A 19,781-nucleotide genomic window follows, 5' to 3' on the forward strand; every position below is an offset into this window, starting at 1 on the left:
CTGGCATGAGCGACAACCCCTATCAGGACGACAAGGGCAACAAAGACGCCTCGATCACCAACACCCATGGTGTCGGGACCATGACACCGGCGCATAAGAAAAGCGGTAAGACGCATTATGTCGGCGGCGGTCCTTTCCTGATCGGTGACACGATGACCGGAGGATATGGCAAGGGCCCCGACATCCTGCACGATTGCACCATCGCCGTGGACAAGGGTGAGATTGCCGTGATCGTCGGCCCCAACGGCGCGGGAAAATCAACCGCGATGAAAGCTGTGTTCGGGATGCTGGACGTGCGCGCCGGATCGGTGCGGCTGGATGGCGAGGACATCACCAACCTGTCCCCACAGGACCGGGTGATGAAGGGTATGGGTTTCGTTCCACAGACCCAGAACATCTTTACCTCGATGACAGTCGAGGAAAACCTTGAAATGGGCGCCTTCATCCGCCGCGACGACATCGGCCAGACCATGGAGCAGGTCTATGACCTCTTCCCCATTCTGCGCGATAAACGCAATCAGGCGGCCGGAGAGTTGTCGGGCGGTCAACGCCAACAGGTCGCCGTCGGACGCGCGCTGATGACACAGCCCAAGGTGCTGATGCTGGACGAACCGACCGCCGGGGTCTCGCCTATCGTGATGGACGAGCTTTTCGACCGGATCATCGAGGTCTCTCGCACCGGTCTGCCGATCCTGATGGTCGAACAAAACGCCCGTCAAGCGCTGGAGATCGCGGACAAGGGGTATGTGCTGGTGCAGGGGCGGAATGCCTACAGCGGCACGGGCAAGGAATTGTTGGCTGACCCGGAGGTGCGGAAGAGTTTCTTGGGGGGATGAGGAACTTGAGAGCTATCCTGACAGTTTTCCTTTTTGTTTCGGGCGCTATAGCGTCCCAAAATTCCGTAGCTGCATCGGAAATTGAACTTCACGAACTCTATTTTTGCACACTTACTGATACCACATCAGCTGGTGGTAACCCTACGAAACCGGTTGCAATGGCGGACTATACCCCTTTCGGCTTTAGCCGTATGTCGCGCCCAGGAGAATCCAACCGGTTCGGCTTCGGATCCACGACGACCAACTCAATTGGAATTGGACAACTACAAGAAGATGGACGTTGGTTAATTGGAAACTGGAGTGAGCAGCAACAAACCGAACCGAAGATTACCTTAGTGACCTTCTTTCCTGACAAAGATATTTTGGTATCTGTCTACGCTGGTCCGGACGCACATGTAACTTTTGGAGGCTTGTGCGAACCGCGGGAATTGCCAGAAGATTGAGATCGGTTGCCTTGTAGCCAACTGGGATTTTCAGCGAGTTCGTCGCGCACGCCGAACTCGCGTTTGTTCTGGCTGCTCGCCTATCGCCTTCTATCTACTTTGAAGTTTCGCACCTTGCTCCGACATCAGAATACCGGATCGCCGCATTGCCCGAAATCATTGCTGGCATGCGGGCCTTTGATGGACATATCGTAGTTCCGATCCTCGAAATCAACGACAAAGGTCACAACGTCCTTGTCCATGATGTGCAGGAAGGTCAGTGAGTTTAGCCCCGCGATAATCGTCGCCTCTCCCTTGATCTCATCCGTGACAATGAACCCTTTGTCGGACGCGCCGGATCGCGCCAGGGTCACTGCGCCACCATTGCTGTCCGACACGCAATTGACAACAAAATCCGCCCCGTTCAACGGATCACTCGTTGCCGATTGCGCCATCACCGGCATGGTCGCACACAGTATCAGAGCTGCGTAAAACTTCATGTGGAACCTCTTTCCTGTTTCTGCGCCCCCACGCTTCAAAACAAGTCAACGAGTAACTCAAAGATTTCAATGGGCTGCACGGAGACCTTCACTTGTTCTTGAGGCTGAGTGAAAAAGCGTGTTCGTCGGGTCGATGTTTTTTCATGACCGTGTCTCGCCAGTGCACTGATGGTCGAAAGTGACGTAAAAAAGGCAATCATTACTTTTCTCCCGCGGAACCTAAATCGTGTCAGTATTAAACCGTTCAATCTCAGAGCGTTACTTTGAAATACCCGCGCATACGAAAATTCGACCGCTTCTGATTTCCGCCCACCATCAGCTTAATTCTTGCCATTTTCCACGCCTACTCACACCGAGCGAACGACGAGAATCCAGACGGGATTCTCGACATATTTCGGGCCATTACCCCTTTAGGAGACACAATATGAAATATCTGGCAGTGCTTGCCGCCATCGTCCTGCCCGCAACCGCGCAGGCCGTTTCGCAAGACCCCGCGCAAGGTGAAACAGTTTACGAGTGCCAGATTACCGAGACATGCAAGACCAGTGGATGCACGCCACTTGAACCCGCCCAGCAAGTCACGTTGAAACGGCGTGAAGGTCAATCCAAGGGCGCGCTTTTGGTCGACAACCAAGAGCATGAGGTGCTCGTTTACCCCAGCCTGGGCGCTCAGGAATTCCTTCAGGTTCTTAATGGTGGCAGCGTCGGATACACCGTGAATACCGACTCTGGCCACCTTGCGATCCGGGCAACGGGTGCGAAGCAGCGGAATGAACGCGGTAACTGCACGGTTTCCCAATAGTTCCCAATAAGCCGCCCGGATTCGCGCAAAAAAGCAGAATCGGCGCGCCGCGCCCCGGAGGTTTGTGCCCGACCTCCGGGGGTCGTTTTTTCTACCCGGCAACATGGGCTGTGACGCAGGTCAAAAATCGCGTTTTTTGTGACCATTTAGGGCGTCTTGCGCGGCTGAAATGTTGTGTTCTCACCCACCCGCATGGCATAAGGCCGCACCCGGACAGTGAGAAGAATTCATGGACCTACTCAACGCGCTTGTCGCGCTTACGAACTTTGTCATCGTGCCAGCGATTGCCTATGGCAGCCAGCTGGCGCTCGGAGCGCTGGGGGTCACGCTGATCTACGGCATTCTGCGGTTCTCGAACTTTGCCCATGGCGACACGATGGCCTTTGGCGCGATGATCGCCGTGCTGGTCACTTGGGCGTTGCAGGCCGCAGGCGTCAGCTTTGGGCCTTTGCCTACTGCCCTTCTGGCCCTGCCCTTTGCCATTTTGGGCTGCATCATCCTTGTGTTGATCACCGACAGGCTTGTTTACCGCTTTTACCGAGATCAAAAGGCCAAACCAGTCATATTGGTGATCGTTTCGATGGGCGTGATGTTCATCATGAATGGCCTGGTGCGGTTTATCATCGGTCCCGACGACCAAAGGTTCTCGGACGGCGCACGGTTCTTGATTTCCGCTCGGGATTTCAAGGCCATGACCGGATTGAACGAGGGCCTTGCGATCCGAACTTCTCAGGCGCTCACAGTTGTGGTCGCGGTTGTTGCAGTGGCGCTGTTGTTCTGGTTCCTCAACAAAACGCGGACCGGAAAATCGATGCGTGCGTATTCTGACAATGAGGATCTGGCGCTGCTGTCCGGCATCAATCCCGAACGTGTGGTGATGATCACATGGATCATCGTCGCAGCCTTGGCAACGACGGCGGGCGTTCTTTATGGGTTAGACAAAAGCTTCAAGCCCTTCGTCTATTTCCAACTGCTGCTGCCCATCTTCGCGTCGGCCATCGTGGGTGGCCTCGGCAATCCTCTGGGTGCCATTGCGGGCGGGTTCATCATCGCGTTTTCCGAGGTCACGATTACCTATGCGTGGAAGAAAGTGCTGACTTACGTCGCACCGGAAAGCCTTGCCCCGTCGGGCTTGGTACAGTTTCTGTCGACCGACTACAAATTCGCTGTCAGCTTTGTGATCTTGCTGATCGTGCTTCTGTTCAAGCCCACGGGTCTGTTTAAGGGGAAAGCGGTATGACCGAGTCCGTCAAAAACACGCTGCTTTTCGTCGTCGTTGGCAGCCTGATTCTGCTGACAGGTTTCACGCAAAGTTGGAACGCCGCCATCCTGATCCTGAACATGGGTCTGATCTCGGCCATCATGGCCATCGGTGTGAACCTGCAGTGGGGCTTTGCCGGTCTGTTCAACGTCGGTGTCATGGGCTTTGTCGCGCTCGGCGGTCTGGCGGTTGTGCTGGTATCGACCTCTCCGACGCCTGGAGCGTGGTCCGCAGGGGGTTACGGGATCGTTCTGGCCCTTTTGTTAGGGGCAGCCACAGTTGTGGCCGCGGTTCTAGTCGCGCAGAAGATGCCGAAGGGACGCGCGCAAACCTTGTCGATCATTGGTATTCTGGTGATCGGATTTTTTGTCTATCGCGCGATCTTCGATCCAAATGCAGCAGCGGTCGAAGCAATAAACCCGGCGGTAGAAGGCAACCTTGGGGGTCTGAACCTTCCGGTTTTGTTGGCCTGGCCAGCAGGTGGACTGCTGGCGGCAGGGGCTGCGTGGTTGATCGGTAAAACGGCGTTGGGCCTGCGGTCGGATTATCTGGCGATTGCAACGCTGGGTATTGCCGAGATCATCATCGCGATCATGAAAAACGAAGACTGGCTGGCCCGAGGCGTCAAGAACGTCTACGGAATTCCCCGCCCCGCTCCCGTTGTCGGCTATGAAGTCGAGCTTCAGAAAGATCCGTCGTTCATCGCCCGCGCCGAGTGGTTCGGACTGGACCCGGTGACAGCGTCAACCCTTTCGGTCAAACTGGGCTATTCGCTGCTGTTCCTGATCGTTTTGCTGGTGCTGCTCTGGATGGCGCAGATGGCCTTAAAAAGCCCTTGGGGCCGCATGATGCGCGCCATTCGGGACAATGAAGTGGCAGCCGAGGCGATGGGCAAGGACGTCACCCGCCGTCATTTGCAAATCTTCGTTCTGGGTTCCGCGATCTGTGGTATCGCAGGCGCCATGATGACCACATTGGATGGTCAGTTGACACCCAGCGCTTATCAGCCGTTGCGGTTTACCTTTCTCGTCTGGGTCATGGTGATCGTCGGCGGATCAGGTAACAACTTCGGAGCGGTTCTGGGTGCCTTCCTTATTTGGTTCCTATGGGTACAGGTCGAACCGATCGGCCTGTGGTTGATGAGCGCAGTTACCGCCGGGCTACCCGATGGCAGCGCACTCAAAACACATCTGATCGAGAGTGCGGCGCATATGCGCCTGTTCACGATGGGCCTGATTCTGCTGATTGTTCTCAGGTTCAGCCCAAGGGGGTTGATCCCCGAGAAATAGGCAAAACTTCACCCAGAATGCCGTGACCGCGCCGCCAATCGGCGCGGTTTCTTGTTTCAAAGGTTAAAAAAGAATAAACGAGTGTACCGTCTATCACCACTTCGGCGGTACCTGACGGCTGGACCCCACTCTGCATCCGTCCGGTTTTTAACGATCACTGTGTTCACGAAAGAAAGAGCAGCATAGCCCATGCAGAAACCACTCAGACTTACTGCGACGCTGGCCGTATTGATGGCCCCCCTATCCGCCTGTGTGCCAACCCCGGAAGAGTTGGAAACGACGCCCGTTCAGGTGAAGACGCCAAAGGGTGTTGTGACATGTCAGTTGTACCGGCATGATCGTGTTTCGTGGGATCGCGCAATCAATTTCCCGGCCACCAAAATGTCGGTGCCCGAGGCGGACAACTACTGCAAACAGGAAGGCTTGCGCCGGTTGAACAAATAAAGGGCGCAGCGCCCTGTCGGAAATTGGCGGGGCGCTTTATTCGGTCACCGGTTCCGAAACAACCCGCCTAATATGCCGCGCACGATGCGTCGGCCCGTTGTGCCTTTCAATTCCTTGATGACTGCTTCGCTCATGGCGGTTGCAAACGTGTCCTTCTTGCGTGTCACACGAGATGAAGATCGCCCGACCCGACTGCCCGAGTACCGGCGTGCCGATGCATATTCGCGCTCGATCGGTGATTGCTGCTCGAAGATGTCTTCGGATTCTGCAGCAGCAGCCTCCTGCGCGGCGGTATTTGCCCGGGCCTGGAGAATTTCAAAGGCCGACTTCCGATCTATGCTCTTGTCGTACTTCGCGGCCATCGGCGAGGATACCAGGATCGCCTGGCGATCTGCATCGCCTATGGGCCCTAGCTGAGACCCGGGCGGGCGGATCAGGGTTCGCTCGACCATGCCCGGCACGCCTTTCTTTTGCAGCATGGATGTCACGGCCTCACCCACGCCTACCTCGCGGATAGCGATTTCCGTGTCGAATTCCGGGTTCTCCCTATAGGTCTCGGCGGCCAGCCGCAGGTTCTTTCGGTCCTTCGCTGTAAACGCCCGTAAAGCGTGCTGAATACGGTTGCCCAATTGGCCCAGAATGTCCTCGGGAACATCGGCCGGGTTCTGAGTGATAAAGTAGACACCAACACCCTTGGACCGGATCAGACGCGCGACCTGTTCCACTTTGTCGACCAGAACCTTGGGCGCGTCATCAAACAGAAGGTGGGCTTCGTCAAAGAAAAACACCAGCTTAGGTTTGTCTGGATCTCCAACCTCGGGCAGTTCTTCAAACAACTCGCTCAGCAGCCACAAAAGAAACGTAGCGTACAGCCTTGGCGCACCCATCAACTTGTCCGAAGCGAGGATATTGACCACCCCATGGCCGTTCTCATCGGTCCGCATAAGGTCGGAAAGATCCAGAGCAGGCTCGCCAAACAGGTTCGTGCCGCCCTGATTTTCCAGCACCAGCAACCGGCGCTGAATGGCACCGATCGACGCCGTCGAGACATTGCCGTAACGCAGAGACAGCTGAGCGCGGTTTTCTCCGATCCAGACCAGCAGGGCCTGTAGATCCTTGAGATCCAGAAGTGGCATACCCTCTTCATCCGCAACCCGAAACGCGATGTTCAGGATGCCCTCCTGCGCCTCGCTCAGCTCCATCAGTCGCGACAGCAGGAGCGGGCCCATTTCGGTTACCGTCGTACGCACGGGATGGCCCTGTTCTCCGAAGAGGTCCCAGAAGGTCACCGGGCAGGCCGCATATGCGAATTTATCGAAACCGATCCGCTCTGCCCGATCCTGGAAGGCCTGATGCAGTTTGTGACCTTCACTGCCCGGCAATGCCAACCCGGACAAATCTCCTTTGACGTCCGACAGGAATACCGGCACACCGGCTTTGGAAAACCCTTCAGCCAGGATTTGCAACGTAACGGTTTTTCCCGTGCCCGTTGCCCCTGCAATCAGCCCGTGACGATTGGCATACTTCAAAGCCATGCCCTGCGCCTGCCCATAGTCCGGACCCGCGCCGCCGATGAAAATCTTGTCGCTCATAGAAAAACTGTCCCAATTTCTACCGATCTGCGCCAAGCATACAAAGTTAACCTTTGGCTGCGATAGTCATTTTGCTTTCTTTGCGGTTGTGCCCGTGAAGAGGCAAACTTCCTCCCTGTTGACTGGCCGTGCCCTTGGGCACGGCTTTTTTGGCTGGCAAAACGTAAATGCACTAAATGCTGGATTAAATTTTGCGGATAGATGTTGACCCACGGGAATTGCTCTCGTAACGTCTGCGCATAACTAAGTCGGCCAGTCCGACGGGGAGATACATTTCTTAAAGGGAGCCGCTTCACCGGCTCCCTTTTTCCTTGGCATCCCATGCAGTTGTCACCCGACTTTCGGCGGATTTCCGTTCAATTCTGGACGCCGATGCCGGTTTAACCCTGACACCACGGTTCTGCGGTGGTAGAGGAAACAAAAAGCTGGATCAGCAACACGAGGCATTCATGATCAGGAAACTTGTCCCATTCACTCTTGCGGCGGTGGCTCTGCTGAGCAGCGCAGCATACGCGCAGGAAACAACTGATACGCAGACCGACCAGTCTCAGGTCGGCAATGACCTCGATCTGGGAGAGTCCGGTCCACGCATTGGCGAGCAATACATCAAGGAGGAATCCGGTGATTGGGGCATTTCCTGTATCAAGGCACAGGAAGGAAACGACCCCTGTGCCATGGTTCAGATCCTCAAAGGCGCCCAGGGCGATCCGATTGCCGAAGTAACAATCGGCAAACTGCCCGAAGGTGGCGCTGCGGTAGCTTGGGCAAATGTGGTGGTGCCGCTTGAAACCCTGCTGCAGGCTCAGCTTGCGGTCTCCATCGATGGTGCCCCGCGGAAACTGTACAACTATCACCACTGTATCCCGGTTGGATGCGTCGCGCAGCTGGGGCTGACACAGGGTGATATCGATGCCATGAAATCTGGTACCAAAGCCGTACTGTCACTGGTGCCCGCGCGCGTGCCAGACCAGGTCCTCAACATGGATATGTCACTGAGCGGATTTACCTCGGCATTCGACAGCCTGAGTCCATCGGTAAACTAATAACCGCAAACAAGTAACTGAAAAGCCGCTGCGTTTCCGCGGCGGCTTTCTTTACACCCGCTTCAACGCAAGAACTGCGTTGAGACCTCCGAAGGCAAAGGCGTTGCTTAGCGCCACATCCACCTTGGCTTCGCGCGCTTCATTCGGAACCACATCCAGCGCGCATTCCGGGTCGGGTTCTTCATACCCGATCGTTGGTGCAATGACGCCATCGCGCAGGGCCATAATACAGGCCAGAAGTTCAACCGCGCCTGTGCCGCCGATCAGGTGCCCGTGCATGGATTTGGTCGAAGAGATCATCAGATCATCCGCGTGCGGGCCAAACACATCTGCGACGGCAGCACATTCGGTTTTGTCGTTGGCCGCAGTTCCGGTTCCGTGGGCATTGATATAACCCACATCGCTTGCATTCAGTCTTGCATCTCGCAGGGCGCCAGCCATGGCGCGCGATGCGCCCTGTTTGCTGGGCATGACGATATCTGCAGCATCCGAAGACATTGCAAACCCCACAACCTCGCACAGGATATCCGCCCCCCGCGCACGGGCGTGCTCGTATTCCTCAAAGACAAAAGCGCCGGCACCTTCGCCCTGAACCATGCCATTGCGGTTTGCGCTGAAAGGACGGCAGGCGTCTTTGGACATGACGCGCAGGCCCTCCCACGCTTTGACGCCGCCAAAGCATAGCATCGATTCCGAGCCGCCAGTGATCATTGCCGGGGCCGCACCACTACGTACCATCTGAAAGGCCAGCGCCATCGCGTGGTTCGAAGACGCGCACGCTGTGGACACGGTGAAACTCGGGCCTTTCAGGTTGTGCTCCATCGACACGTGGCTTGCGGCCGCGTTGTTCATCAGTTTGGGGACCACAAATGGGTGAACGCGATTCTTGCCGTCTTCATATACCGAGCGGTAGTTGTCATCCCATGTCGAAACGCCGCCACCTGCAGTGCCGAGCACCACACCGGAACGCGCTGCAACGTCTCCGTGAAACACGATACCCGATTGATCGATAGCCTCTTTTGCGGCTGTCAGAGTGAACTGCGTGAACCGGTCATAAAGCGTCATCTGTTGGCGGTTGAACCGCCCTTCGGCTTCAAAACCACGAACCTGGCCACCGATTTTGATTGCAAGCCGTTCGACATCGCGAAATTCAAGCTCGGATATACCGCACCGCCCTTCACGCATCGCTTCAAGCGTGTCGGGAACAGAATGGCCCAGCGAATTAATGGTGCCGGCGCCCGTAATGACAACGCGTTTCATAGCGCCTGTCAGACCTTTTCCGCCACGAGCTTTTCAATCCCCGCGATGATCGCAGCCACGTTCGAAATGTCGAAATCGCTTGCTGTTGGTTCATTGGCATTGAAGGGAATCGATATGTCGAATTCCTCTTCGATCGCAAAAATGCTTTCGACCAGACCCAGACTGTCGATGCCCAGATCCTCCAGCGTGCTGTCGGGTGTCACATCCGATGGCTCCAGCACGGCTTGCTCGGCAATAATTGCGATGACGCGGTCGCTGATGCTCATGTCGATCCCCTGATTGTCGCGTTGGGGATGATTTAATCGCTTGAGGGCTGTTTGAAAACAGCCTTTTTCAACGCCTCAATGTCGCGGGCCAGCCGCGGCAATCGACGCTGCGCTTTGTAAATGTCCGTATGGCTTTCCATTTTTATTCCGGGGTATCCCATGATGACGCGCCCTGCGGGAACGTTGGAAAGAATTTTGGTCCCGCCACCCGAAATCACGCCGTCCCCAATGAAAATGTTGTCGACCACACCGGTCTGACCGCCCAGCACAACGTTGTTGCCGATTTCAACAGAACCGGACACACCGGTCTGACCGCAGAGCAGGCAGTCCTGCCCGACGCGTGTGTTGTGCCCTACATGAACAAGGTTATCGAGCTTCGATCCACTGCCGATCACCGTGTTCCGGATCGTTCCGTTATCCACGGTACAATTGGCGCCAACTTCGACGTCATCGCCGATTTCCACTGCGCCCAGGGAATGAATGCGCAGCCAGTTCTGTGCCTTGGCATCACCCTGATCGCCCATGGTTTTACGTGCATTCTCGGCTCCTGAAATCTCGGGCGTCACAAAGCTGAAACCGTCTCCACCGATCCGGGCTCCGGGCTGGGCAATGAACCGATCACCGACGATGGCCCGCGCCCCGATGCTGACCATCTCTCGTAAGACGGCGTCCTTGCCCAAAGTCGCGTCCATGCCGATCACGCAGTGGGAACCGATCACAGCGCCCGATCCGATTTGCGCTCGCGCCCCGACGACTGCGAGCGGACCAATCGATACATCTGCTCCGATCTCCGCGGTCGGATCGACAACAGCCGAAGGGTGAATGCCGGGCAAAACCCCCTGCCCGCGGTCCAGCATGGACGTGATCCCCGCCATCGCCATTCGTGGCCGACCGACAAAGATAGCCGCGTCAAGTCCCAGCGCTTTCCATTCTGCACCCTCCCACAACACGGCCGCACGCGCCGAACCAGAAGCCAGGGATTCAGCGTATTTCGGCGACATCGCCATCGCCAGGTCGGTTGGCCCGGCGTCGCCGGGTTCGGCGGCACGCAGGATGGTCAGGTTGGTGTGACCTTCGGATTCGGCACCAATGGCTTGGGCGATCTGTTGAACGGTGTACTGCATCGTGGGCTTCCTTGTGGCAGGACTTGCCCCGTGATTACCCCTGAACGTCCGGCAGGACCACCCCTGCCTTTTGCAATGCCTCCCAGATCTTGTGATCCCGGTTGTAGACATCGCGCCGATACTGAATGTCACCCTTGGGTCCGACATATGCGGTCCGGTAGATCAGATGCACGGGGACGGGTTGATCCAGAGGCACCGTTGTCTCTTTCCCGGTAGCCAGAACACGATGGAAGAAGGCTTTGGGGTCTTCCTCCTGCCGCGCCAGCAAGGCATACGCAAATTCAAAGGGTTGCGCCAATCGAATGCAACCGTGCGAAAACGCCCTCACTTCCCGTGCGAACAGACTTTTCTGAGGCGTGTCATGCAGATAGATGTTGTACTTGTTGGGGAACATGAACTTTACCAGCCCCAGCGCGTTGCTTTTGCTGGGCGGCTGGCGCATCGCAAACGGGAAGTCGCGCGCGGTAAATTGGGTAAAATCGACCGCCTCTCGGTTCACCTGTCGCCCGGTGCGATCTGTGATCTGGATATGACCAACCGCATTCGGATTGGATTGCAGTTTCGGCAGATATTCCTTGGTGATGATCGAACGCGGCACATACCAGCTGGGATTGATCACCATATGCTCCATCTGGTCCGAAAATTCAGGGCTGCGGCGATCATGGGTGTTTTTACCGATGACCGCGCGGGTTTCGAAAGTCACCTGCCCCTCGTCCACGATCTTTGCCGAGAAATCTGCCTGATTAACAAGAATGTGCCGTTTTCCGCGCTGCTTCGGCAACCAACGCTCACGCTCAAGGGCGACCAAAACTGACTTGAGCCTGTCTGACGCCGGACGGTTGAGTTCTGTGATCGTACCCTTACCTGCGACGCCATCCGGTTCCAGCCCGTGGGCAGTCTGAAAGGCCCGAACCGCCGCCAAAAGATCAGCGTCGAATTTTGGATTGGCCGTGGGCTTCAGATACCCCATCGAAACCAGCCGGTTTCGTAACTTGATGACGTTCGGCCCAGAGTCACCCAGCTCCAGCTTAGTCACGGGAACCGTTGCCCCCCAACCACCTTGAGCGATCAGGTGTTCCAGCGCGATCTTCTGCTTCATCAATGCCCGATACTGCGTTGATTGCGGTGCAATTTTGGCAATGTAGCTTCCCGCAGGGGCAGACGACACCAATTCCAGATGTTCGGCAGTTGGTCGCCGCTCGACCTCTCTGACAAGACCATCATCGATTTTAGACGGATTGATTGTCCCCGAGTGCATGTCCCGGGCATATTTGAGGAATACACGGGTCATTTCAGCTTCCAACAACCCGAGATCGCGGATCGTTCTAGCCCCTTCCATGCGTTCAATAAGGGATTGCACGTCATATCGCGCTGTCGGCAGTCCATGCATATCCGTCGTCGACAACGCCTTGATCAACGCAACGCGCCGGGCTGTATGTTCAGGCGTGTCTCCAACCCAAATCGGTTCAAATCCGCTTTGTCGATAGAACGTGGCGACGTCCTTTTCCTGCGCCGTTGTCTCGGCCACCGCCAACTGGAACGCCGTGCTGTCGGTTCCCGCCTGAACGACAGAACCGGATACCGCGAAACAAGCGGCGATGAAAAGACTGGTACATGTCCGAAAGACAGAGGGCATAGGATGTCCTTGGTTATTCAATGACTTGGTCGCCCCTAGCAAAGGCGCCTGCGAAATAATGTTTTGCACCGCCGCAGAAGTCTATTCACAAATCCATCATCAAGGGTCATCTTTCGGGCCGTGATGCGCGTTTGCATCGCGAGCGGTTAAGCGCCGAATATCTGTGGCAAAACTGTGCACGTTCGCATCAGTTGCGCAAAAAACTGCCGAAAATTCCCCCTTGAATTCACATTCATCAAAGATTCCTTGGCGCGTGATTCCAACTGTGCCATAAAATCCGCATCTGGGATGGGGAAAAATTTAAGAACGCGCGCGTAACATCGTGTGCAGGCAGGAACAGTACGGGACGAAACAAGAAATGACCAAGAGCAGTACATCGGGCTTGACCCGGCGTGCCCTATTAGGCGCATTCGCAGCCACGGCAGTCGTGGCAGCTCCGACTTATTCCAATGCGGCTGGTTTTCTCCGTGGCGGTGGCGACATTCGCCGAATTCGCATGTATTCGGGTCGCACCGGTGAACGCATCGACATGATTTACTGGGTCGATGGCAAGTATATCAAACAAGCCGTTAAGGAAATTAACCACTTCATGCGCGACTGGCGCAGCGATCAGGTCAAGGAAATGGACCTGCGTACCATCGATATCATGGCCGCATCGCACAACCTGCTGGACGTCAGCGAACCCTACATGCTGCTGTCGGGCTATCGCTCGCCGCAGACCAATGCAATGCTGCGGTCCCGCTCGCGCGGCGTTGCCAGAAACTCGCTTCACATGAAAGGCCAGGCTGCGGATCTGCGTTTGTCCTCTCGTTCGGTTTCGCAAATGGCGAAGGCCGCAATGTCCTGCCGCGCTGGTGGCGTCGGGCAATACTACCGGTCGAATTTCGTGCACATGGATTGCGGCGACATCCGAACCTGGCGCGGCTGATTCAAACCAAACCCCGTACTTGGAAACGTACCCCCTCAGACAAGTCTGCTGGGGGGTTTGTTTTTGTCCACTTTATTGCGACTACCAACACATCACGGTGCTAGATGCCGCCCGGAGTATAATCCAATTGGGAATTGAGTGGCGCACCTGAGAGGATTACTATCCGATATTCACTTCTACATTTTTATTTATTTACTGATACTTAGGTCAACAACAAAAACACGTGTGTCACTCTTTGTGTCACCGTTCGTCATCCAGCAGTGTTGCTTTCGAGAATTTGGCAAGCTGATGTCAACTCACGCAGCATTAGCTTGAGGAGGGAGTTGTCAACATCCCGCTTGCCGTTGTGCACTATGTCGTTGCGAATATCGATTGCGTCTCTGCAAGTTTCTAGGGTTGTTTGTGGAAACTCTGCCTCACTAAATATTAGAGGTAACACAGTACCGAATGCCCCTCTTAAGCCGACTTTATCGACAAGGTTCTTAAGGGTTTTCGGTTCAACTCGCTCAAGCAACTTATCAGAAGGTTCTTGAGAGGGATTCCTGACAAACTTTCCAAGCGCAATTTCGAGAGCGGTTACGGCTTCAACTAAGGAGTTTCTACGTTTCCCCTTTCTGGCAAGGTTCTTCGCATCGGACAGAAGAGACAAGACCAATGATGGTCTCCGAGAGCTGTGGAAATTGTCCGATATGATGTCCCAATCTTCCGGGGTTACGGCTGAAAAAGCGCTAATCCGATTCTCTGATAAAATGACGGTTCTTGTGTCGGGATCGAAGCGAACCGCTTGACCGTCGATTTCCGCTTGGCACCGATGCTTAACAAAGAACTGTCCTGGGTTGTTCGTATTTTCAGGTAGCTCTTCAATCCAATATTGTTGATTTTCCGTTTTGATGAACGCCAAGAGTCTGTTTACGGAGGCAGTGATGGCTTCTTGCAGTTCATTACCGAGCTTTCTCAAATCGTCCACACTGGGGTGGCCTCGGTCTACAAGTCGAATGCAATCTGCCATTTCGCTGCTAATTTCCCTTGTTAGGCACACTAGAATTCGACCGAGCTTATTGTTCACGATCGAACTGACACGTTCTTTGTCTTTTGGGCCCAAGGATTCGAGGCTATTTTCATCAAATTTGATCTCGATAGTCGCCTCATTAGATTGCGCCACGAGGCTGCTAGTTTCTTCTGATGGAATCCACTGGTAAAAAACGGGATAGGGGTTGAGTTCTATTGTCAATCTAAGGACTAATTTTGGCACAGTTTTCTCATGTATTTTAATGCCTTACGATGCGGTCGCTGCCTCTGGCACTTAGGCCGAGAGCACCATTTTTCGTTGCAAGCGAGGTTGTACAATTAGCCTCCCCACCAGTCAGTTTTCAGGGAATCTAAACCCACCGTAAGTATGATCGTTTGAACGTCGGTATCGGAGCAAGAGAATTATAGACATGAGTTAAAGAGCCGATCCGATAATCTAGGGCATCATACATGCTTCTGAGCTTCGGTCGAAATTCAGGTGGCAAAGAGAGCTTCGAATACCCCCGCAACATATACCTTTGTAGTTCCAACACCTCTATCGATAAAAGAACTTCCAATAGTTCTGGGAGCATTTTGACAGTATCCAACTCGAAACGCTCCAATTCGTTCACTTGCACAATTTCCTTTTGAGGGTCAGTACAGACCTCTCCTACCGGGTGGGGAAACTCAGCTCCCAACGTGTACAAGGTGAAGAACCTCTGTTGTGTGAAACGAAATATCTCGGATGCCCAATTTTGTTTGTATCCTCCAGTCTGTCTAGCCACTACAAACGGAGTGTCGAAACCTTCCACCTCGATCGCATCTTCTGCCTCTACGATCCCCATTGCCTCTTGCAAGAATCCTCCGGAAGATGCTGATAATATTACAATATCTTTGACGATTAAAGCCATCGCACTGGGCATCCGAAGCCAAGCACTTGTATCTGCACCTACAAGCGCAATACCTTTACCTTTCGTAGGGTATCGGAACACTCGAACCAATCGATCAGAAGTTGCTAGGCGTTCCGTGACAGAGAAATTTGGCGTTATATTGTGTGCTGCTTTTCCGTGGGCCAGTTGGAGACGCCAAATCCCAATACGAATTTTGTCCATCCAGTCGAGCAGCAACCTAGCGTCCGCACCTAGCAAGTATCCATCTTCGATCCTTTCGAAGATTTCTTTAACGAGTTCTTCCAATCGACCGAAGTGTTGATTGCAGCTAGTGCAAGCCGGAAGTGTCAGATTAACCCACAGCAGCTCCCGATCGCCATCAGGAGTCCAAATAGAGGCAGGTTTTTTTTCGTTCCCGGCTAGGGTTTGAAGCCATTTAGGAATGATATGTTCTAGGTTCTTTTTATCGGGCTTTTGCCCGCAGAAAACACACTGCCTCCAATGTCGTTCTTCGCTTTTCAACGCACCACCAATGCTTGCTAAAGGTTGTTGGAATGGTTCAATGTTTTAGTCTGTCACTATCTAATACGAAGAACGCATTCCAAGTTGATACTATTTCAGCAGTAACTTTCCACAATCGTCATTTGCCGAGCCTCATTGACAATCCGATAGACTGATCTTTGGGAAATATTCAAGCGCTGGGCGATCTCGTGTTTCTTATACCCCTGCCCTAGTAGCTGAAGTACTTCAGATGTCTTCATACGTGCCGTTGGTTTCCTCCCTTTGTACTTACCCTCAGCTTTCGCTTTGGCTATTCCCTCTCTCTGCCGCTCCAGCATCATCTCTCTTTCAAATTGAGCGATGGACCCGAGGACATTCAGCATGAGTTTCCCTGTAGCGGTAGATGTATCGAGGGACATGTCTAGCACTCTTAGAGCGATGCCTCTCTTTGTTAGTTCGTCCACGATCTCTCCTAGATGTCTGACTGAGCGAGCAAGGCGGTCAAGCTTGGTGACTATGAGGACATCTCCCTCTCTGCAGAAGCTAAGAGCGTCATTGAGCGCCTCTCTATGAGCAACTGAGGAGACTTGTTCGGAGTAGATTTTCTCGCATCCAACCTCCGAGAGTGTCTGCTGTTGGGCTTCCAGTCCTGCCTGTTGTTCCAGTGTAGACGTTCTTGCGTATCCGATAATCATTCTGGTGGTCTCCTTTTGGTTCTTAGACTTAGAGGCAGTTGCCTGCCAAAAGCCGAGATCGACTTCATTGCCACCATTTCCGCCACCCTCAGCAGATGGACACAGTACCTTGGCCTATTGGCAGCATTTTTGTCTGGAAACAAAGGGGTGGGGGGTTTTAGAAACCGACTTCAAAAAGGAGGGGGTTTATTGTTCTTATTATTACCTCTGAAAAAACGGTTCCTTAGTGGTGCAGAATCTAGAAGGTTTGAGCACCGGACATTTGATGGCTGACAAAAGTTGTCAGATGACCGCTCTGAGCCCATCTTGCACTTTTTGACAATCGCAGCGAATGTCCGATCCAAAGATTTAGTGAGGTTCGCACTGTGCAAATCATGTGTCTCAGATGGGTGTCGGCATTACTAGTTATTTGGACTAGTTCTCTGGTCTTCGCGGATGTGAATGAAATAAGGGGTGGCGCAATAGCGTTTGAGCACGACGGTGTGCCCTTGTACGGATATATTGGTGATCCTGAGATATCAGATATTGCCAAGAAAATAGCTTCAGAATTCTTGGCAAATACAAATGGAAAAAGGCGTATGGCGGAAGCGCTGTATGCGTATATTGCGCCCGGCATAGTTTCAGAGAACAGATTTATTCAACCCGATGGCTTCGAAATGTCGGAGACACAACTCAATTTCCTTAGCGACACGAACTATCCAAATTCAGGATGTAAAGTGGAGCTCGTTTCTTCTACGGATCAAGACGTCATTGGTGAGTATATGGTGCTGATCGTTGATGCTACGGATCACCAGTCTTTAGAATACATCGAAACCTGCCTTTTACTAGCGGCAGCAACGGCGATGGGTGTGGATATGGATGGCCAGCCGTTTATGGACAATAATGAATTGCGAAGTTTTTTGGGTTCGGTTGCCGGAAAGTAGTGAAAGCGCTGCGAACGGCAGGAAGGTCCGCAAAACTGCTGTTGGTCGTGCCGGGACAAGCCACATGCCCGACAGAAGTTAGCGGACGACTGCTCAGAGCCCTAGTCTACCCAGCGGGCTTTCTCCCGGCTTAGAGCGAATTCCCGTCGTACAGTTCCTCTGGCAATCTCATGGCGTCAAGTTCACTGACACATCCGAGGTTGATGCGATAGTGCCCCGGATTCAGTCGTGTCTCGACAAATGTGTGGATGCCACAACGGCTGCAAAAGTGATGTTTCGCCGTCATCGTGCCAAACTGGTAGGTCGCTAGGACACCTTCCGGATCACAAATCTCAATGGAGTCGGGCGCAATAGTCGTTGTTGTCATTGCGATCCCTTTTCGTGCGCACAAAGAACAGTCGCATCGCATGATGCGTTTCACCTCGGGACACGCGAAGGCGAATGTAACAGCTCCGCAGTGGCAGCTTCCTTCATATTTTTTCATTGTTGAAACCATACCCCGTTCACGTCGTAGCGTGATGCTACTTGATGCAGGTCGTTCAGCTTGGATTCTTCACGACACTTAAATGTCGGTTTTGTCCGCAGAGCAGAAGTCGAGCAGATTTCACTGAATGACCGCTCTGGAGCCAAACTGACCGACGGATTAAGCTTTGCAGACCACACTTGATTGCGAGTATTGGCACCTAAGTCACATAAGAAGGAAATCGGAATGAAGTCTGATTGGGATCAAGATGATTTTTCACGAGCCGACGAATTTATCGATTTGGCAAACTCACAAATCGAAGAGTCGAGCAAAGGAAAAGTCAGTGCATCGCTTATGTTTGCAGCAGCCCGCTTTAACGTGTGGCTGAGTGCGACTGGGTTTGATGATGGAGTCGAAATGGCTTCGATGAAAGAGGAAACCTTGGAGTATTTCGTCGCCCAGTACAGAGAAGCGTTGATCCAAAACTTTGAGGACTACGCAGCAAACTTTTCCGATTACATGTCAAAAAGGTAAAGACAGCTTCGTCCGCTTTTGAGCTAAAGCGTCGTTGACATCTTCGGATTCCGCTAGTCATGTCTGAACATGATATTTCACCAAACGTTAGTTGACTAATTCATGGAACTGAAACATTTCGCAGAGAAATGGGGCGCTCAGAACGGCACTCCAACAGCGGTAAAAGATAGCGAGTTAGAGCAAGTTGAACGAACTTTTGGCATCGCTCTTCCAATCGACTACGTGGAGCAGGTCACTGCTGTTGGGCTTCCATGGCCTCCACGCCTCCTTTCAGCGATTGTCGCCCAACAGGCGGACCTTCACGACTTGTCCGAGCTGTGCACGCCAAAGGAAATCGTCAGCGAGACACAAGGCTGGCACCCCATCGGCCTGCCCGAGAACTTTTTGGTCATCGCTAATGACAGCATGGGCAGCAAATTTTGTTTCGACATGAAAGAGTTGGATGGCGGCAGAAAGTCGGGCGCCGCTGTTTTCTATTGGGATCATGACTTCGACGACACTACCAAAGTCGCCAACTCATTCTCGGAGTGGATTGCGCAATACTTGGGTCCGTGGAGCGTAGGGTGGACTGCAACTAACTAGCCGAGGCTTGCCAAAACACTCGAACGGCTGCTTTGTGTCCGCTTTGAGCCCTAAGTAACTTACAACTTGTCCGGTCTGCTAGACATCCATGCCCTGTGCTTGTTTTCAAGCTTGCTAATCCAGTTCGGTTGCAGGCTGATTACATCGAAGCCTCCGTCATATGGTGCAAGCACGGTTTGAGTGTCCTCGGAAAATAGAATTGCACGTTCTTGGTCTTCCGCGATTTGAATAATAAGCCTGTCCAAAGAACTTGGCTTCCACTCCAATACACTTGCAAAGAACGTAATCTCAGACTGGTCATCCGGCTCTTCGTCTTCGTCGATCCAAGTCATCGACACCGGCTGGCTCACGCAGACGGGCAAATCATTGTTCTTAGATGCAAAATTCTTGAAACGTCCAACTGCTATCCAAACCCGTGCGCGTTCTCCAAAGCACTCCGTAGCAAGGGTGTTGGCCCTATGAACAATGATGTCCCTTTCATCATCGGAACCCGCATAGCGCTTGGACTCAGGTAGAGCATGAAATCTCGTCCATTGGTCGAAAAAATCGCGCCTCAGTACGTGTCCGAGCGGGGGGCTCTTCCCGAAGGACTGTCGCCACGCCTTCGAGAATTCGGCTGCCTGATCAGGGGGGGTGTTTTCTGACATGCCCTCTTGAATAACTCAAAACCTTAAACGGCTGCAATGTCCACTTCCGAGCCCTTCTTTGACATTGAGAATAGGTGCTTAGCGTGCGATGCACGAAGCATGGACACAAATAACTTTCTTCGAGCACAAAGAGGC

Annotated in this window: 22 protein-coding genes; 11 read left to right on the forward strand and 11 right to left on the reverse strand. The window is 53.6% G+C overall.

Annotation, left to right across the window (positions count from 1 at the left end):
* Positions 1 to 5 precede the first annotated feature (5 nt).
* Positions 6 to 836 (forward strand): ABC transporter ATP-binding protein, encoded by an 831-nt coding sequence (locus AC2TEL_RS03215; RefSeq protein WP_480840232.1) that lies wholly within the window; start codon positions 6 to 8, stop codon positions 834 to 836.
* A gap of 5 nt (positions 837 to 841) precedes the next feature.
* On the forward strand, positions 842 to 1,279 hold the full coding sequence (locus AC2TEL_RS03220; protein WP_480901815.1) for a hypothetical protein: 438 nt from the start codon (positions 842 to 844) through the stop codon (positions 1,277 to 1,279).
* A 125-nt stretch (positions 1,280 to 1,404) separates the two neighbouring features.
* Here AC2TEL_RS03220 and AC2TEL_RS03225 read toward each other — a convergent pair whose 3' ends face one another.
* Entirely contained in the window at positions 1,405 to 1,758 is a 354-nt protein-coding gene (locus AC2TEL_RS03225) for a hypothetical protein (protein WP_480839773.1), read from the reverse strand.
* Between the two features lie 424 nt (positions 1,759 to 2,182).
* On the opposite strand from AC2TEL_RS03225, the gene AC2TEL_RS03230 reads away from it, so the two are divergent.
* The 4 genes from AC2TEL_RS03230 to AC2TEL_RS03245 all read left to right on the forward strand — a co-directional run bounded on the left by AC2TEL_RS03230 (position 2,183) and on the right by AC2TEL_RS03245 (position 5,554).
* On the forward strand, positions 2,183 to 2,560 hold the full coding sequence (locus tag AC2TEL_RS03230; RefSeq protein WP_480901817.1) for a hypothetical protein: 378 nt from the start codon (positions 2,183 to 2,185) through the stop codon (positions 2,558 to 2,560).
* Between the two features lie 229 nt (positions 2,561 to 2,789).
* Entirely contained in the window at positions 2,790 to 3,800 is a 1,011-nt protein-coding gene (locus tag AC2TEL_RS03235; protein WP_480839777.1) for a branched-chain amino acid ABC transporter permease, read from the forward strand.
* On the forward strand, positions 3,797 to 5,110 hold the full coding sequence (locus AC2TEL_RS03240) for a branched-chain amino acid ABC transporter permease (RefSeq protein ID WP_480901819.1): 1,314 nt from the start codon (positions 3,797 to 3,799) through the stop codon (positions 5,108 to 5,110). Before AC2TEL_RS03235 ends, AC2TEL_RS03240 begins: the two co-directional genes overlap by 4 nt.
* Positions 5,111 to 5,299: 189 nt before the next feature.
* Positions 5,300 to 5,554 carry a hypothetical protein gene (locus tag AC2TEL_RS03245; RefSeq protein WP_480839780.1) on the forward strand — a complete coding sequence of 85 codons (255 nt, stop codon included), beginning with the start codon at positions 5,300 to 5,302 and terminating at the stop codon, positions 5,552 to 5,554.
* A gap of 44 nt (positions 5,555 to 5,598) precedes the next feature.
* Here the strand turns inward: AC2TEL_RS03245 and AC2TEL_RS03250 are convergent, their stop codons facing one another.
* Positions 5,599 to 7,146, reverse strand: coding sequence for a helicase HerA-like domain-containing protein (locus AC2TEL_RS03250; RefSeq protein WP_480901822.1), 1,548 nt, complete (start codon positions 7,144 to 7,146; stop codon positions 5,599 to 5,601).
* A 449-nt stretch (positions 7,147 to 7,595) separates the two neighbouring features.
* Between AC2TEL_RS03250 and AC2TEL_RS03255 the strand changes: the two genes are divergently transcribed.
* Complete coding sequence (locus AC2TEL_RS03255; protein ID WP_480839784.1) at positions 7,596 to 8,189, forward strand: invasion associated locus B family protein; 594 nt, start codon at positions 7,596 to 7,598, stop codon at positions 8,187 to 8,189.
* A 51-nt stretch (positions 8,190 to 8,240) separates the two neighbouring features.
* Here the strand turns inward: AC2TEL_RS03255 and AC2TEL_RS03260 are convergent, their stop codons facing one another.
* Genes AC2TEL_RS03260 through AC2TEL_RS03275 form a run of 4 tightly spaced genes read right to left on the reverse strand, consistent with a single transcriptional unit; the run spans position 8,241 to position 12,475 of the window.
* Positions 8,241 to 9,449 (reverse strand): beta-ketoacyl-[acyl-carrier-protein] synthase family protein, encoded by a 1,209-nt coding sequence (locus AC2TEL_RS03260; RefSeq protein ID WP_480861810.1) that lies wholly within the window; start codon positions 9,447 to 9,449, stop codon positions 8,241 to 8,243.
* 8 nt (positions 9,450 to 9,457) lie between these two features.
* Positions 9,458 to 9,715, reverse strand: coding sequence for an acyl carrier protein (locus AC2TEL_RS03265; RefSeq protein ID WP_170658574.1), 258 nt, complete (start codon positions 9,713 to 9,715; stop codon positions 9,458 to 9,460).
* A 32-nt stretch (positions 9,716 to 9,747) separates the two neighbouring features.
* Positions 9,748 to 10,839, reverse strand: a complete 1,092-nt coding sequence (gene lpxD, locus AC2TEL_RS03270; protein ID WP_480901824.1) for a UDP-3-O-(3-hydroxymyristoyl)glucosamine N-acyltransferase — start codon at positions 10,837 to 10,839, stop codon at positions 9,748 to 9,750.
* A 34-nt stretch (positions 10,840 to 10,873) separates the two neighbouring features.
* Positions 10,874 to 12,475, reverse strand: coding sequence for a L,D-transpeptidase family protein (locus AC2TEL_RS03275; RefSeq protein ID WP_480901826.1), 1,602 nt, complete (start codon positions 12,473 to 12,475; stop codon positions 10,874 to 10,876).
* A gap of 358 nt (positions 12,476 to 12,833) precedes the next feature.
* Here AC2TEL_RS03275 and mepK point away from each other — a divergent pair, with 358 nt between their 5' ends.
* Positions 12,834 to 13,403: a peptidoglycan L,D-endopeptidase MepK gene (mepK, locus tag AC2TEL_RS03280; RefSeq protein WP_480901828.1), complete on the forward strand. Its 570-nt coding sequence runs from the start codon at positions 12,834 to 12,836 to the stop codon at positions 13,401 to 13,403.
* A gap of 250 nt (positions 13,404 to 13,653) precedes the next feature.
* Here mepK and AC2TEL_RS03285 read toward each other — a convergent pair whose 3' ends face one another.
* The 3 genes from AC2TEL_RS03285 to AC2TEL_RS03295 all read right to left on the reverse strand — a co-directional run bounded on the left by AC2TEL_RS03285 (position 13,654) and on the right by AC2TEL_RS03295 (position 16,497).
* Positions 13,654 to 14,634, reverse strand: a complete 981-nt coding sequence (locus AC2TEL_RS03285) for a hypothetical protein (RefSeq protein ID WP_480901829.1) — start codon at positions 14,632 to 14,634, stop codon at positions 13,654 to 13,656.
* A 148-nt stretch (positions 14,635 to 14,782) separates the two neighbouring features.
* The gene (locus AC2TEL_RS03290; protein ID WP_480901830.1) at positions 14,783 to 15,823 is read right to left on the reverse strand and encodes an HNH endonuclease; all 1,041 of its coding nucleotides are present in this window, start codon (positions 15,821 to 15,823) and stop codon (positions 14,783 to 14,785) included.
* Positions 15,824 to 15,918: 95 nt separating this feature from the next.
* Positions 15,919 to 16,497 (reverse strand): recombinase family protein, encoded by a 579-nt coding sequence (locus AC2TEL_RS03295; protein ID WP_480901832.1) that lies wholly within the window; start codon positions 16,495 to 16,497, stop codon positions 15,919 to 15,921.
* Between the two features lie 437 nt (positions 16,498 to 16,934).
* Between AC2TEL_RS03295 and AC2TEL_RS03300 the strand changes: the two genes are divergently transcribed.
* Positions 16,935 to 17,420, forward strand: a complete 486-nt coding sequence (locus tag AC2TEL_RS03300; RefSeq protein ID WP_480901833.1) for a hypothetical protein — start codon at positions 16,935 to 16,937, stop codon at positions 17,418 to 17,420.
* Between the two features lie 130 nt (positions 17,421 to 17,550).
* Here AC2TEL_RS03300 and AC2TEL_RS03305 read toward each other — a convergent pair whose 3' ends face one another.
* Positions 17,551 to 17,916 (reverse strand): GFA family protein, encoded by a 366-nt coding sequence (locus AC2TEL_RS03305; protein ID WP_480901835.1) that lies wholly within the window; start codon positions 17,914 to 17,916, stop codon positions 17,551 to 17,553.
* Positions 17,917 to 18,129: 213 nt separating this feature from the next.
* On the opposite strand from AC2TEL_RS03305, the gene AC2TEL_RS03310 reads away from it, so the two are divergent.
* The gene (locus tag AC2TEL_RS03310) at positions 18,130 to 18,417 is read left to right on the forward strand and encodes a DUF3144 domain-containing protein (protein WP_480901836.1); all 288 of its coding nucleotides are present in this window, start codon (positions 18,130 to 18,132) and stop codon (positions 18,415 to 18,417) included.
* A 102-nt stretch (positions 18,418 to 18,519) separates the two neighbouring features.
* Positions 18,520 to 18,999, forward strand: coding sequence for an SMI1/KNR4 family protein (locus AC2TEL_RS03315; RefSeq protein ID WP_480901837.1), 480 nt, complete (start codon positions 18,520 to 18,522; stop codon positions 18,997 to 18,999).
* Between the two features lie 59 nt (positions 19,000 to 19,058).
* Here the strand turns inward: AC2TEL_RS03315 and AC2TEL_RS03320 are convergent, their stop codons facing one another.
* Positions 19,059 to 19,646 carry a DUF3885 domain-containing protein gene (locus AC2TEL_RS03320; protein ID WP_480901838.1) on the reverse strand — a complete coding sequence of 196 codons (588 nt, stop codon included), beginning with the start codon at positions 19,644 to 19,646 and terminating at the stop codon, positions 19,059 to 19,061.
* Between the last annotated feature and the right edge of the window lie 135 nt (positions 19,647 to 19,781).

Source organism: Ruegeria sp. HKCCD9138 (assembly GCF_057220975.1).